12 protein-coding genes and 1 pseudogene are annotated in these 14,592 nt (G+C 67.8%); 6 read left to right on the top strand and 7 right to left on the bottom strand.

The window, feature by feature from the left end:
* Window positions 1–40: 40 nt before the first annotated feature.
* From BG28_RS01425 to BG28_RS15995, 3 genes are all read left to right on the top strand, one after another.
* Window positions 41–757 (top strand): spermidine synthase, encoded by a 717-nt coding sequence (locus BG28_RS01425; RefSeq protein ID WP_036473330.1) that lies wholly within the window; start codon window positions 41–43, stop codon window positions 755–757.
* A gap of 155 nt (window positions 758–912) precedes the next feature.
* A complete protein-coding gene (locus BG28_RS01420; RefSeq protein WP_036473329.1) occupies window positions 913–1,155 on the top strand; it encodes a hypothetical protein in 243 nt (80 codons plus the stop codon).
* Window positions 1,156–1,188: 33 nt separating this feature from the next.
* Window positions 1,189–2,040 carry an FHA domain-containing protein gene (locus tag BG28_RS15995; RefSeq protein WP_036473327.1) on the top strand — a complete coding sequence of 284 codons (852 nt, stop codon included), beginning with the start codon at window positions 1,189–1,191 and terminating at the stop codon, window positions 2,038–2,040.
* Between the two features lie 78 nt (window positions 2,041–2,118).
* On the opposite strand, the gene BG28_RS01410 is transcribed toward BG28_RS15995, so the two are convergent.
* The 5 genes and pseudogenes from BG28_RS01410 to BG28_RS01390 form a co-directional block, all read right to left on the bottom strand.
* The gene (locus tag BG28_RS01410) at window positions 2,119–2,796 is read right to left on the bottom strand and encodes a GntR family transcriptional regulator (protein ID WP_036473325.1); all 678 of its coding nucleotides are present in this window, start codon (window positions 2,794–2,796) and stop codon (window positions 2,119–2,121) included.
* A gap of 54 nt (window positions 2,797–2,850) precedes the next feature.
* Window positions 2,851–4,647: a biotin carboxylase N-terminal domain-containing protein gene (locus BG28_RS01405; protein ID WP_036473324.1), complete on the bottom strand. Its 1,797-nt coding sequence runs from the start codon at window positions 4,645–4,647 to the stop codon at window positions 2,851–2,853.
* A pseudogene (locus BG28_RS01400) lies at window positions 4,644–6,468 on the bottom strand (carboxyltransferase domain-containing protein). The gene BG28_RS01405 and the pseudogene BG28_RS01400 overlap by 4 nt, the downstream one beginning before the upstream one ends.
* Window positions 6,465–7,235 (bottom strand): LamB/YcsF family protein, encoded by a 771-nt coding sequence (locus tag BG28_RS01395; protein ID WP_036473323.1) that lies wholly within the window; start codon window positions 7,233–7,235, stop codon window positions 6,465–6,467. The pseudogene BG28_RS01400 and the gene BG28_RS01395 overlap by 4 nt, the downstream one beginning before the upstream one ends.
* A 125-nt stretch (window positions 7,236–7,360) precedes the next feature.
* Entirely contained in the window at window positions 7,361–8,890 is a 1,530-nt protein-coding gene (locus tag BG28_RS01390) for a helix-turn-helix domain-containing protein (protein WP_084479301.1), read from the bottom strand.
* Between the two features lie 182 nt (window positions 8,891–9,072).
* Here BG28_RS01390 and BG28_RS01385 point away from each other — a divergent pair, with 182 nt between their 5' ends.
* The 3 genes from BG28_RS01385 (at window position 9,073) to BG28_RS01375 (ending at window position 12,228) form a co-directional block, all read left to right on the top strand.
* On the top strand, window positions 9,073–10,302 hold the full coding sequence (locus BG28_RS01385; protein WP_084479300.1) for a glycine betaine/L-proline ABC transporter ATP-binding protein: 1,230 nt from the start codon (window positions 9,073–9,075) through the stop codon (window positions 10,300–10,302).
* On the top strand, window positions 10,299–11,237 hold the full coding sequence (locus BG28_RS01380) for a proline/glycine betaine ABC transporter permease (protein ID WP_036473322.1): 939 nt from the start codon (window positions 10,299–10,301) through the stop codon (window positions 11,235–11,237). Before BG28_RS01385 ends, BG28_RS01380 begins: the two co-directional genes overlap by 4 nt.
* 82 nt (window positions 11,238–11,319) lie before the next feature.
* Window positions 11,320–12,228, top strand: a complete 909-nt coding sequence (locus BG28_RS01375; RefSeq protein ID WP_036473321.1) for a glycine betaine ABC transporter substrate-binding protein — start codon at window positions 11,320–11,322, stop codon at window positions 12,226–12,228.
* A gap of 126 nt (window positions 12,229–12,354) precedes the next feature.
* Here the strand turns inward: BG28_RS01375 and BG28_RS01370 are convergent, their stop codons facing one another.
* Together BG28_RS01370 and aceA are read right to left on the bottom strand one after the other, a co-directional pair.
* Window positions 12,355–13,014, bottom strand: coding sequence for a hypothetical protein (locus BG28_RS01370; protein WP_036473320.1), 660 nt, complete (start codon window positions 13,012–13,014; stop codon window positions 12,355–12,357).
* Window positions 13,015–13,042: 28 nt separating this feature from the next.
* Window positions 13,043–14,410, bottom strand: coding sequence for an isocitrate lyase (gene aceA, locus BG28_RS01365; RefSeq protein ID WP_036473319.1), 1,368 nt, complete (start codon window positions 14,408–14,410; stop codon window positions 13,043–13,045).
* Between the last annotated feature and the right edge of the window lie 182 nt (window positions 14,411–14,592).

Here is a 14,592-nt window from a genome sequence, read left to right as displayed (position 1 = left end):
CCCTGCCCAGGACGGACATTCGATCAAGGAGAGACCCCGCATGAGCGCAAGGTTCGAAGAGCTCGACTGGCAGCAGACGCCGATGGGCGAGCTGATGCTGCGCCGGCGCGCCGAGCCCGGCACCGGCACCGGCACTCAGATCTATGAGGTGAAGCTCGGCGAGGAGTTCCTCATGTCGAGCCTGTTCACCGTGGCAGAGGAGCAGATGTCGCTTCTGGGCCTCGCCGCGGCCAGAGGCGAGAAGCTCGACGTCGTCGTCGGCGGTCTCGGCCTGGGCTATACCGCGGTCACGGCGCTCGGTGACGCGCGGGTGCATCGGCTCGAGGTCATCGATGCGCTCCCGGCCGTCATCGACTGGCACCAGCGCAAGCTGCTGCCGGTCTCCGCGCAGCTCGTCGAGGACCCCCGGACCACCCTGCGCCAGGATGACTTCTTCGCCGTGATGCGGACACCCCCGGCACCGGAGGCCCCCCGGCACGACCTCATCCTGCTCGACGTCGACCACTCGCCCCGGCACACCCTGCACCCCAGTCATTCGGACCTCTACACCACCGAAGGGCTCACCGCGCTCGCGGCGCACCTCGCCGATCGCGGGGTCTTCACGCTGTGGTCCGACGACGCCCCCGATGAGGAGTTCATGGCCACGCTCGCCACGGTCTTCGATGACTGCCAGGCTCACGTCGTGGAGTTCGCCAACCACCTGACCGGCGGAGTCTCCTCGAACACGGTCTACGTCGGGACCAAGCCCGCGCACTGAGCAGGCAGGCACCGCGTCATACGCCGTAATGTGTGATCAGCGGCACGCTGGGGCTTCCAAAATCGGGTTCCACGGGCGAAGATGGCGGTGAGCGAGAGCTCACTCACCCTCTGCACCGCAGCGATGCGGCGCCGACACCGTTCAGGAGATCAGCGATGACTGAGAGCACCCGACCCGAGAGCTCGAACCCCGGCGGCAACCAGCCCCACCAGATCGGCGATTGGGCCGATCTCGGCCAAGAGATGTGGTCCTATCTCACCGGCCGGGGCGCCGCGGTGAACTACACGCTCCAGGACATGACCGTGGAGGTCCCCCGCGACATCGGACCCGACGCGCCGCGGGCGGTCTGGAAGTTCGATGGCACGCTGCGGGTGACCACCAGTGACGACGCCAGCTGAGCGTGATCGGCTGCGGTGGAGACCGGAGGAGCCATGCGCCTAGACATCGACCTCGCCTTCAGCGTCAGCCAGGTCGAGCCGGACGGGACCCCGTCTGAACCGATCAACGCGACCATCACCGCGGCGGGCCGGCACATCGAGGTCCGCACCGAGGACTCCTCGCTGCTCGACGGGATGCCGCGCTCGATCACCCGCGCGGCCGACGCCTTCGCCACCCAGTTGGCGGCGCAGGATCTGACGCTCACCGTGATCGGTCCGTCGGGAGAGATCGTCTCCCTGGGTGCGGTGAAGACCACCGTGCTGAGCCGAGCGCTGACTCGGTCGAAGCACATTCGGCTGGGTTCGCTGAAGTCGCTGCCACGCTTCGCGGGCAGCGGTTCATCGGACGCCAAGGGGTCCGGGTCGCTGATCCCTCCGGAGACGCCGTGGCCCCCGGCGCCGACGTTCAACCGGAAGATCCGACGTCGGGTCACCACCACCCATGCTCCGCGCGGTGCCGGTCGCCCGCGGCTGGTGATGAGCCGCACCGATCAGCCCGGTGCCGGCCCGCTGGAGTTCAACCTGGTGGCTGATCGCACGCTGATCGGCAGTGACGAGTCCTCCGATCTGCTGCTCGCGGGTCTGGAGCCGCTGCACGCGGAGATCCTCCACGACGAGTTCGATGAATTCGTGATCGTCCGTCACGGGTCCATCGGTGGCAGCCGCAGTGCCGAGCCCGGGGCGCCGGTCACGCTGCGCACCGGATCCCGGATCGACCTCGGGGTCTGGCGGCTGGTGTTCCTGCGCGCGGAGTATGCCGATCACGGCAGACCCTATGGGGGACGCCAGGGCGGGGAGTACTCATATCAGAAGCCGCAGTACGATCCGTATCGGCAGCGAAGCTGATCCGTCGGCGACAGCCACCGCGCGCTGAAGGATCAGGGACAGGCTCGGTCGGGTCTGGCCCTGATCCTGTTTCGCGGCCTAGCCGCCCAGATGTTCCAGCAGCTCGGCCTCGGCGGCATCGAGGTAGCGCAGCAGGTGAATCTCCGCGGCGTGCCGGTCCCCCAGCGCGAGCAGTCGAGCCAGTTCCCGGTTCCGGTCGATATAGGCGTGATGGAAGCTGGGCTGCTCGGACTTGGCATAGAACGCCAGACGCATCCGCGCCAGCACCTGTTCCATGAGCGCGTCGATCATTGCGCTGCGCACCTGCGCGGCGAGGGTCCGATGGAAGACCTGATTCGCCTGGGCCATCGCGGGGATGTCCCCGCGCTCCCGCGCCAGCTCCGCGGCGGAGACGATCCGGTGCAGGTGCTCGAGCTCCTCGGCAGGAAATGCTGCGGTGCGCACCGCGCCGACCTCCAGCACCCGGCGCACCCGGTAGACCTCGGCGATGTCTTCCGCGGTGGGCTGGTGCACGAAGACTCCGCGGTTGGGATGCCGCTCCACGAGCCCCTCTGAGGCCAGGATCTGGAATCCGCTGCGCAGCGTGTGTCGCGAGATGTCGAGCTGGCGGGTCAGTTCGACCTCGGGGAGCTTGGTGCCTGGCCTGATGGTTCCAGCGGAGATCGCCCCGCGCAGCAGCTCCGCGACGCGTTCCGGGACCTGGGCATGCTCGCTGAGGCCCTTGGGGGATAAGGAGCTCCACATCACGTCGGTCATGACATCAATCTAGCCGACATCGCAAAACTGCACCTCAACCTGGCATCACGCGAGTCATTCGATGGTGCCCAGCGCCTGGCCGGCTCGCAGCGCCGCACCGGGGGCCAGGTCCTCACGCCGGAAGCGGCCGTCGCGCGGCGCGGCCACGGTGGACTCCATCTTCATCGCCTCCACCACCGCAACCGGGTCCCCTGCGGAGACCTCGGCGCCGTCCTCCACCGCGAAGTTGACCAGGCTGCCGGCCAGCTTCGTCACCACGGCGCCGGGGGCGGCCTCGGCCGCAGCGTCGCCGGCGGCGTCATCGCTGGCGTCGTGGCCGGCCCCGGCACCTGAGCCGTTGCCGAGCAGGTTCAGCAGGGCGGCGGGCAGTCCCAGACTCACCGCGCGACCGTCGATCTCCACGGTGGTGCGGCGCATCCGCTGCTCCCGGTGGCGCAGCGCGGCGGCGAGGTGCTCGGAGTCGACCATGGACTCCCCGTAGGCTTCCTCGAACTCGGTCTCGATCCAGCGGGTGTGGACCCGGAAGCTGTCCGCCCCCTCGGCGGCGAGGAAGTCCCCGGCCTCGAGCACCTGCCGGTGGAAGGGCAGCACGGTGGGCAGACCCTCGATGCGCATCTCGGCCAGGGCCATCCGGGCCCGGCGCAGCGTGGTGTCCCGATCGGGTCCGGTGACCACGAGTTTGGCCAGCATCGAATCGAAGGCGCCGGAGATCTCATCCCCGCTGCGCACCCCGGTGTCGACCCGGATGCCGGGGCCGGTGGGCGGGGCGAAAAGCGTCACCGGGCCGGGGGTGGGCAGGAATCCTTGGGCCGGCTCCTCGGCGTTGAGCCGAAACTCGATAGAGTGCCCGCGCGGCTGCGGGTCTTGGGTGAGGCGCAGCGGCTGCCCTTCAGCGATGCGCAGCTGCTCGGCCACCAGGTCCACCCCGGAGGTCTCTTCGGTGACCGGGTGTTCCACCTGCAGCCGGGTATTGACCTCCAGGAAGCTCAGCAGGCCGGGCGTCTCGCCCTGGCCGGGGCTGAGCAGGTATTCCACGGTGCCGGCTCCAAGGTATCCGGCCTCGGCGCAGATCGCCCGGGCGGAGCGGTGGATGTCGGCGCGCTGGTCCTCGCTGAGGAACGGCGCGGGAGCCTCCTCCACGAGCTTCTGGTTCCTCCGCTGCAGCGAGCAGTCTCGGGTGCCGACGACGACGACGTTGCCCTGGGCGTCCGCGAGGACCTGGGCCTCCACGTGCCGGGGCCGGTCCAGGAACCGTTCCACGAAGCATTCTCCGCGGCCGAAGGCGGATTCGGCCTCGCGCACGGCCGAGGCGAAGGCCTCATCGATCTCGGACTCTTCGCGCACGATGCGCATGCCGCGGCCCCCGCCGCCATGGGCGGCCTTGATCGCCACCGGCAGTCCGTGCTCGGCCACGAACTCGCGGATCTCCTCGCCGCCGGAGACCGGGCCGTCGGTGCCCGGGACCAGCGGGGCGCCGACCTTGACCGCCAGCGCCCGGGCGGTGACCTTGTTCCCGAGGGCTTCGATGGTCTCAGGCTTCGGGCCGATCCAGGTCAGTCCGGCGGCGATCACGGCGCGGGCGAAGTCGGCGTTCTCCGAGAGGAAGCCGTAGCCGGGATGGATCGCGTCGGCGTCGAGCTCGCGGGCGGCGGCGAGGAGCTTCTGCTGGTCCAGGTAGGTCTGCGCCGGGGTGGTGCCGTGCAGCGCCACCGCCGCGTCGGCCAGCTGGACGTGCAGCGAGTCGGCGTCCTGGTCGGCGTAGACCGCCGCGGCGCTGTAGCCGGATTCGCGGGCGCTGCGGATGATGCGGACGGCGATCTCGCCACGGTTGGCGATCAGGATGCGCTTCATGATGAGGGCTTCTTTTCTGCGTCAGGGGTCGCGGTGGTCTGGGGCAGCGGGGTCAGCATGTCGGGGTCCACAGGGACCAGGGTGACCTGGTCTCCGGGGGCGAGCTGGGCGGCACGCGGGAGGTCTTCGTCGATGACGACGCCGATCACGGGGTATCCCCCGGTCACCGGGTGATCGTTGAGGAAGAGCACCGGCGTGCCGGCAGGCGGCATCTGCAGCGAACCGCGGACCACACCCTCACTGGGAAGCTCCCCCTCCTTGATCCGCCGCAGCGGACGCGGGGAGTTCGGTGCGGGAGTCTCCGGCTCGGGGACCTCGAGCCGGATCCCGATCCGGTTCGAGGACTGGGACACCGCCCAGGGCTGGGCCGCCAGCCGAGCGGCCTCTTCGGGGCTGAACCAGTCGGCCCGCGGACCGTAGGTGAAGCGCAGCGCGGTCGGCAGCTCAAGGGTGGGCGACTCAGCCGCGGATCGGTCAGACCCGGGTTCGGCGACGGCGCCGGTGGCGACCCCGGCGGTGTGCAGCCGGTCTCCGGCCGCGAGCGGAGCCGGGCCCAGCCCGGACATGGTGTCGGCGGAGACGCTGCCGGAGCACCGGCGTGGCGGCGATGCCCCCGCGCAGCCCGATCACGCTGCGCAGTCCCCTTTCGGGTGCGCCGAGGCTCAGGGTCTCCCCCGCGGCAAGGGCGAAAGGGGTGCGCAGCGGGGCGCGCCGGCTGGAGCCCTCGGGGGCGGTGATTCTCAGCGGCGCCTGTGCCCCGGCGACCGCGAGCACCACGGTGGCTTCGGCGTGCAGGCTCAGGCCGCCGTGCAGCGCTTCGAGCACTGCGGCCTGTGGGGGGTTGCCGAGAAGTCGGTTCACCTCTCGGGCGGCGGCCTCATCGGCGACGCCGGCGCGGGAGACACCGAGGTCGCTGAGTCCGCTGCGGCCGAGGTCCTGGATCAGGGTCTGCAGACCCGGGTCCAGCACGGTGAGCGCGAGGCCCCCGTGGCCGTGGGAGTCCTCGGTCGCAGCGTCCGCGGTCGCAACGTCCTGCGGGTTCTGTGGGTTCTGCGGATCCTGCGGATCCTGCGGGTCCTGCGAGTTCGAGGGTGCACCGCGCGCGGTGAAATCAGTGGTCACCGCGCGGGCCGCGACGGGCTTGTACCGCACCGAGTCCCCCGGGCGGACCAGCGCCGGGGACTCACCATGGGCTTCTCGGGAGAGGTCCCACATGGTGGCGGGGGTGTGACCGATCAGCTGCCAGCCGCCTGGCGAGACCCGCGGGTAGATCGCGGAGAACTCACCGGCCATCGCCACGGCACCCGCCGGCACCGTCGTGCGGGGGCTGCTGCGGCGCGGCACATCGAAGGGGCCGGCGGGGCCGGGTCCAGCCGCACCGGAATCCTCGCCGACGGTGTGCTGTGCGGACTCCCCCGGGGCCGGAACGGGCACGCAGTAGGTGAACCCGGGGGCGAATCCGCCGAAGGCTCCGGTCCACGACGTGGAGCTGTGCCAGTCGATCAGCGCCTCGACGCTCATGTGAAGGTGCGAGGCCAGCTCCTGGAGGTCCTCGCCGTCGTAGATGACCTCCAGCTCCACGTGGCGAGAGTCTGCGGTCGAGAACTCCCCCAGCTCCAGGCTGGGCAGCCGGGTCCGGGCTTCGCGCAGGGCAGGGCGGGCCGTGAAGCGCAGCAAGATGGTGCGGGCCGCCGCCACGGCCTCCACCTGACCGGGCAGCGGGTCTCGGCGCAGCTGCTGATGGCAGGTCAGCACCTGGTCCAGGGTCTCGAACTCCAGCAGCAGCGCGCGGGGGCCGGCCTCTCGGATGGCGCTGATCATGCGAAGCTGCGGATCTCGACTCCGGCACCCTCCAGGGCGCTGCGCACCGCCTGGGCCATCGCCACCGCACCGGGCGTATCGCCGTGGGTACAGATGGATTCTGCCTGGGTCTCGATCCGGGTACCGTCGCGGGCGATCAGCACCGACTCCTCGGCCAGGCGCAGCATGTTCTCCACGATCTGCTCGGTGTCATGCAGCACGGCGTCGGGCTCGCGCCGGGAGACCAGGGTGCCGTCCGGGTTATAGCTGCGATCGGCGAAGGCCTCGGATATCCCGCGCAGGCCGGCCTCGGCGGCGTAGTCCAGAGCGATCGATCCGGGCAGCAGCAGCACCGGGAGGTCGCGCCCGGTGCTCTCGCGGTAGGCCGCGATGGTGTCGATGACCGCGTGGGCGTGCCCGGTGTGGGAGATCATCGCGTGATACAGCGCGCCGTGCGGCTTCACGTACCGGATGTGGGACCCCAGCCCCAGCGCGATCCCTTCCAGGGCGCCGAGCTGATAGAGCACGTCGGCGGCGAGCTCATCGGGGGAACACTCCAGGTGACGGCGACCGAAGCCGGCGAGGTCGCGGTAGCCGATATGGGCTCCGATGACGACGTCGTTGGCGACTGCCTCGCTGGCGGTGGCCCGGATGGTCAGCGGGTCCCCCGCATGGAAGCCGCAGGCGATGTTCGCGCTGGAGACGGTGCGCAGGATGGCGGCGTCGTCCCCGCTGGTCCAGTTGCCGAAGGACTCTCCGACGTCGCTGTTCAGGTCGATCTGTGCCACGTGAACCTCCTCGAGCCGATGTTGCCCACGTCTCAGTGTGAGCTGAGTCAAGAATGCCTGACTCGAGAGGATTGTTCAACAATCCGAGCAAGATCCATGGTTAACTTCCCTGCCCAGGCCAGCGCTCAGTCCTGGCGCGAGTGCCGTTCCAGGAACTCATAGACCTCGGTGGTGTCCACTCCGGGGAAGGCGCCCTGGGGCATGGCGGCGAGCAGGTGGCTGTTGGCGCGCGCCGCTGGCCAGGCCTGACCTTCCCAGCGGGCGGCCAGCGCCGCCGGGGGCTGACGACAGCAGGTCGGGTCATCGGGGCAGCGCGAGGAGGACCGTGACGTCGTGTCGGAGCCGCGGAACCATTTCACGTGCTCGAAGGGCACCCCGATGGAGAGCGAGTAGAGCCCGGAGGAATGCGCCTCGGTCCGTGCAGTGCACCAGAACGTGCCGACCGTGGTGTCGGTGTACTGGTGGAAGGACCGGAACTTGTCGTCGACCTCGAAGACCTGCCGCGAGGTCCATTGCCGGCAGATCGTCTGGCCCTCGATGGCCCCGGAATGATCCGCCGGGAAGTTCACGCCGTCGTTCTCGTAGGCCTTGTGCAGAATCCCGGACTCATGCACCTTCTGGAAGTGACAGGTGATGCCCAGATGCTCCGTGGCGAGATTGGTGAACCGATGGGCGGCCGACTCGTAGGAGACCGCAAAGGCGTCGCGCAGATCCTCGATCGCGATCTCCTTGCGCGCCTTGGACTCCTTCAGGAAGCGCACCGTGGTGGCCTGGGGCATCAGCAGGCTCGCGGCGAAGTAATTGGTATAGACCCGCTGCCGCAGGAACTCGGAATAGTCCTGGGGCTCGGTGTGGCCCAGCACCTGATGGCCCAGCGCCTGCAGCAGCACCGAGCGGGCGTCCCACTGCCGCGAGGTGCCCTGGGTCAGGTAGATGATCCGGTTCTTCTGATCCGTGACCGAGCGGGTGGATTCGGGCAGATTCTTCACGAAGCGCAGCGAGAACCCCAGGTGCGCGGCGATGTCGGCGGCCACATGGTGGGACAGCGGCCCTTCGCGGTGGTCCACCGCGTCCAGCAGTCCTTGCGCGGCCGCCTCGATCTCGGGGTAGTAGTTGTTCTTGGCGCGCATCTCCTCGCGCAGCTCGGTATTGGCCCGCCGCGCCTCCTCCGGAGTGGCGGCCTGCTCCTCCAGCTGACGGCGCAGCTCTCGCTGCAGAGCGACCAGTGATTCCAGCACGTCCATGGGCAGCCGGTTGCTGATCCGCACCGCAGGCAGGTTCAGGGCGGCGTAGAGCGGTCCCCGCTGAGCCTTCTCCAGCTCGATCTCCAGGGCTGCGCGCTTCGAGGGCGGCTCAGCGCCGAAGAGGTCATCGAAGCTGACCTCCAGCGCCTTCGCCAGCTGCTGCAGCTGGGAGAGCTTGGGCTCGCGGCGGCCGTTCTCCAGCAGTGAGAGCTGGCTGGGCGCGGTGCCCAGTGCCTCGGCGAGCGCGTCAAGGGTCATTCCAGCCTGTTTGCGCAGGTGGCGCACCCGTCGACCGAGCGCGATCAGGTCGAATCCTTCATCCTGGGATTCCCCCGAGGCGCGCTCGATGGAGCGCAGCTGGGTGCGGTGGGACGCTTCCCTCGCCGTCGAGGTTTCTCGTACTGTCCGCATACCTGTGGAGCATACCGCCCGAAGTCACATGGCCGGTGATGCGCACCACTGCTCACAGTCCGCGAGTAACGTGGAATACACCGCCGCATTTGACATGGCGAAATCGCACGTTAACAGGTTGTAAACAGGTTATATGCGGCTCCTGGTAAGGTCGAAGACCACCACTTCAACGGGAGAGAATCTTGAATTCCAGCACCACCGAGCCCGTGGTCCGAGCGCGGAATGTGTACAAAGCCTTCGGCAAACGCCCCGATGAGATCGTGCGGCGCATCAAGGATGGCGCCGATCGTGAGGACGTCAAGGACCTGGGCACCGCTGCGGTCATCGACGCGAGCTTTGACGTCCATCCCGGCGAGGTCTTCGTGGTGATGGGCCTCTCCGGCTCAGGAAAGTCCACGCTGATCCGCATGGTCAACGGCCTGCTGCCAGCCACCGCAGGGAGCATCGAGGTCGGCGGTGAAGACATCGCCCGACTCTCGGCCAACGAGCTGCGCCGGGTGCGCCGCGAGAAGGTCTCCATGGTGTTCCAGCACTTCGCGCTGCTCCCCCACCGCACGGTCGGGCAGAACGCCGCCTATGCACTGGAGGTCCAGGGCCTCAACCGCTCGGATCGGGAGCGCAAGGCCGAAGAGGCCCTGCAGATGGTCGGCCTCGACGGCTGGGGCGGATCCATGCCGGACGAGCTCTCCGGAGGCATGCGCCAACGAGTCGGCCTGGCCCGCGCCCTGGCGGCCGGCACCGACGTGATGCTCATGGACGAGGCCTTCAGCGCACTGGATCCCCTGATCAGGCGGGAGATGCAGGACCAGCTCGTGGAACTCCAGGAGCAGCTGGGCAAGACCATCCTGTTCATCACCCATGACCTCAACGAGGCCATGCGGCTCGGCGACCGGATCGCAATGATGCGCGACGGCCGCACGGTTCAGATCGGCACCTCGGAGCAGATCCTCAATGACCCGGCCAACGATTACGTGGCCCAGTTCGTCCAGGACGTGGACCGCACCCGGGTCCTCACCGCAGGGGCCATCATGGAGCCTCCCGTGGCGGTGCTCGGCACGGAACAGGGTCCCCGCACCGCGCACAAGCTGATGCGCGAGCATCAGACCAGCGTTTTGGCCGTCGTGGACCGTGGAAAGAAGCTGCATGGCTTCGTCCACGAGGCGGCGGTCGCGGCAGCCGTGTCGCAGGGCGCGAACACTCTCGAGGGACTCTTGCAGCCGGCACCCTCGGTGCACGCGGAGACTCCGCTGGCCGAGCTGATGACCCAGGCCGCGCAGAGCGAAGCAGGGCTGGCAGTGATCGATGATGCCGGCCGGTTAGAAGGGATCATCGCCCGCGTGACCCTGCTCAATGCCCTGGCGGAGCCGAAATACACCGGCCACGACGCCTCAGAGGAGGTGGGCACCCGATGATCACCACTGCTCAAGAGACTGAAGGAGCCGGGGTCCCCCGGTTGAACGTCGGCGAATGGATCGAGACCGGCTTCGGCTGGGTCAACGACAACCTCGGTGCCCTGTTCGACCTGATCAGAACCGTCGTCTCAACTCTGACCAGCGGCCTGGACGACCTGCTCAACACTCCGGACGCGCTCCTGCTCGCTGTGGCGTTCTCTCTCCTGGGGTGGCTGGTCAAGGACTGGAAGCTGGGTCTCCTCTCGATCGTGATGCTGGTCTTTGTGATCAGCATCGATCAGTGGGAGAACGCCATGACCACGCTGGCCCTGGTGGCCGTAGCGGCCGGCATCGCCCTGGTGATCGCGATCCCGCTCGGAATCTGGGCTGCCCGGTCAGACCGGGTCAGCGGGGCGATCAGGCCGGTGATGGACCTGATGCAGACCATGCCGGCCTTCGTCTGGCTGGTTCCCGTGGTGACGCTGTTCAGCATCGGTGTCACCAGCGGTGTCGTCGCGACCATCATCTTCGCGCTTCCACCCGGGGTGCGGTTCACCGAGCTGGGCATCCGCGGAGTCGACCCCGAAGTGGTGGAGGCAGGCCACGCCTTCGGCAGCACCCCCGGGCAGATCTTGCTGCGCATCCAGCTTCCGCTGGCACTGAAGACCATCATGGCCGGGGTCAATCAGGTCATCATGCTGGCGCTGTCCATGGCCGTCATCGCTGGCCTCGTCGGCGCCGGGGGCCTCGGCGGGGAGGTCATGCGAGCCATCGGCAGCCTGGACATCGGCCTGGCGTTCGAGGCCGGGCTCGCCGTCGTCGTCCTGGCCATCTATCTGGACCGCGTCACCTCCGCCATCGGTCACGGCGGCATGGCCGTGGGACGGATGTCGAAGCTGCTGCGTCGGGGCCGTCCTCGACGAAGCCCTGAGCCCGCCGCCACGAAGGCCGCCTGATCCGGCCTCGCTCGCCGCGCGAAGCCACACCCGAGACCACAGACCAGACACCGCACCCGCACCCAACAGAATGAGGCACATCATGAGTACACGAACTGGCACAGCATCGAAGTTCATCGGCCTGACCGCCGCGGCGGCTCTCGCGCTGACCGCCTGCGGCGGAGGGGACGACGCCGCAGAGAACGGGGACGAGGCCGAGGCCTCCGGCACCGTCACCCTGGGCATCATTCCCAGCTGGACCGATGGTCTGAGCATGGCTTACCTCTGGCAGGGCATCCTCGAGGACGAAGGCTACGAGGTCGAGATCGAAGAGATCAACGATGCCGCCCCGCTCTACACAGGTGTGGCGCAGGGCGACCTCGACGTGTATCCCTCCGCATGGCCGGAGGTCACCCACGCCGAGTACATGGACGAATACGGTGACGACCTCGAGGATCTCGGCGCGTACTACGAGGGTGCTGTGCTGACCCTGGCGGTCCCCGAATACACCGAGATCGACTCGATCGCTGAGCTTCCTGACAATGTCGAGGACTTCAACGGTCAGGTCATCGGCATCGAGCCGGGCTCCGGTCATATGGGCGTGACCGCCAACGACGTGTTCCCTGCCTATGAGTTGGATGCAGACTTCGAGCTCGTCGAATCCTCCACCGCGGCGATGCTGACCGAGCTGGGCTCAGCCATCGACGACGAGGAGGACATCGTGGTGACCCTGTGGCGTCCGTTCTACGCCTACGGCGACTTCGACCTGAAGGATCTCGAGGACCCGGAAGGCGCGCTGGGCGAGCCCGAGACGCTGAACTTCATCGCCAACTCCGAGTTCTCCGAGGAGTTCCCCGAGGTGGCCGAGTGGATGGGCAACTTCACGCTCTCCGATGAGGAGTACGCGGAGCTCGAGGACATGATGGTCAACGAGTACGCGGACAACGAAGAAGAGGCCGCTCAGGTCTGGATGGAAGAGAACGCCGAGCTGATCGACTCGCTCAAGGAGTGATCTGCGGACGTTGATCAGCGACTGCTGATCAGGGCCCGATGACAAAGACCCCCGGCCCCACGGCGAGTCATGGACTCGATCGTGGGACCGGGGGTCTCTGTCTGTCTTGCGGAGGCCAGCCGCGGTTCAGCGGGCCCGCTTCTGCAGCAGGACCGCACCGCCGGCGTCGTCCTGCTCGGCGCTGAACGTGATGGCCCGGATGGTGCCGGCCGGGAGTCCGACCAGCTCCTCAGCCCGGGTGAACATCTCCTGCCAGATCTCCAGCTCCTCTTCACCCTCGATGCCGAGCAGCGAGATGAACGGAGCCCTGCCCTCCGAGACCAGGCGGCGCGCCCGACGCTGGATATGCAGCGCGAAGTCGACCAGCCCTGCCGAAAGCGGCTGCCCGTTCGAGAAGATCCGGTCCTCGGACCGGGTCAGTCGCCGGGGAGTCGCAAAAGCGGCGGGAGGTTCCACCAGGTACCGCTCGACCAGCGCCTTCCAGGAGGCCTCGGCCTCCTCCGCACTTCCGCGCCGCCCCGTCGGGCTCGGCGCGAAGTTCCGCTGCGGCTGGAGCTCCGGCGCCTGAAGTTCGGCGATACGTGTGCCGAATTCGCGGTGCAGGGTGCTCAGGAAGGTCAGCGCATCCGCGGTGAACACCTCGTTCTGCCGCGGTGCCCGCGGTGCCGTGAGGGTGATCCCGTTGATCGTGATGCCGCTGCTCACACTGGCCTCGGTCGGATCGGTGACGCTTTCATTCCGGGGTTCGGTGCTGGAGTGCAAGGATGTGCTGGTCTGGGCGTTCATGGCTGACTCCTTTGTCAATGCCGGTGGATCAGTGGAATTGTCCTGCTTCGGTGGAACCCTTATAGGCCACCGTCGAGGACTCGGGGTTCAACGTGGTCGAGATGGCATCGAAGTATCCGGTGCCGACCTCGCGCTGGTGCTTGGTGGCCGTGTAGCCGTCTGCTTCGGCTGCGAACTCCTTCTCCTGCAGCTCCACATAGGCCTTCATCTGGTTGTCCTTATAGCCGCGCGCCAGCTCGAACATCGAGTAGTTCAGCGCGTGGAAGCCGGCCAGGGTGATGAACTGGAAGGTGAAGCCCATGGCGCCCAGCTCGCGCTGGAACTTCGCGATGGTCTCGTCGTCGAGGTGCTTCTTCCAGTTGAACGAGGGCGAGCAGTTATAGGCCAGCATCTGGTCCGGGAAGTCGGCCTTGACCGCCTCGGCGAACTGCTTGGCGTACTCCAGGTCCGGGGTGCCGGTCTCCATCCAGATCAGGTCCGCGTAGGGTGCATAGGCCTTCGCCCGGGAGATGCAGGGCTCGATGCCGTTGCGCACCTTGTAGAAGCCCTCGGCGGTGCGCTCCCCGGTGATGAAGGCCTGGTCGCGCTCGTCCACGTCGGAGGTGATCAGCGTGGCAGCCTCGGCATCGGTGCGGGCGATGACCACGCTGGGGGTGTTGTGCACATCGGCGGCCAGGCGGGCTGACTGCAGCGTGCGCACGTGCTGGCCGGTGGGGATCAGCACCTTGCCGCCGAGGTGTCCACACTTCTTCTCCGAGGCGAGCTGATCTTCCCAGTGCACACCGGCCGCGCCGGAGGCGATCATGGACTTCATCAGCTCGTAGGCGTTCAGCGGTCCGCCGAACCCGGCCTCGGCGTCGGCGATGATCGGGACCATGTAGTCCTCCACCGTGCGGGTGCCCTCGAGGTAGTCGATCTGATCCGCGCGCAGCAGAGCGTTGTTGATCCGGCGCACCACGGAAGGCACCGAGTTCGCCGGGTAGAGCGACTGGTCCGGGTAGGTGTGGCCCGAGAGGTTGGCGTCGCCGGCGACCTGCCAGCCGGAGAGGTAGATGGCGCGCAGCCCGGCCTTGACCTGCTGGACCGCCATGTTGCCGGTCAGCGCGCCCAGGGAGTTGGTGTACTTGCCCTCGGCGTGCTCTGCGGTGAGCTGGCTCCAGAGCTTCTCGGAGCCGCGCTTGGCCAGCGTGTGCTCCTCCTGGACGTTGCCCTGCAGCTTGATGACCTCGGCTGCGGAGTAGTCGCGGGTGGTGTGTTCCCAGCGGGGGTTGGTGTCCCAGTCCTGCTGCAGCGCGTCGACCTTCTGCTGGAAGACCTCTTTGGTCTCGGGGCTGAGCGTGCCCTCGGGCTGCGAGGTCTGCGATGTCTCGGACTGCGGAGTAAGTGTGTCGGTCATCTGAATCTCCTTTGAATCGTGGACCGTTTTTCGGGGACAACCCCAGTTCACGCCCTGCGCAACCCAAGCGCCAGGGTTTTCCCATCAAAGATCCGCACTTCTTTGCGCAATCGAAGAAACGTCGAAAGATGTGATGGATCCGGATCTTCTACACTGTGTAGAAGAGACAGGACGCACCACCC

Source organism: Nesterenkonia sp. AN1, from assembly GCF_000582475.1.
GTDB lineage: Bacteria > Actinomycetota > Actinomycetes > Actinomycetales > Micrococcaceae > Nesterenkonia > Nesterenkonia aurantiaca.
The sequence above is the reverse complement of the archived record's forward strand: the minus strand, read 5'-3'. Positions and strand labels throughout refer to the sequence as shown.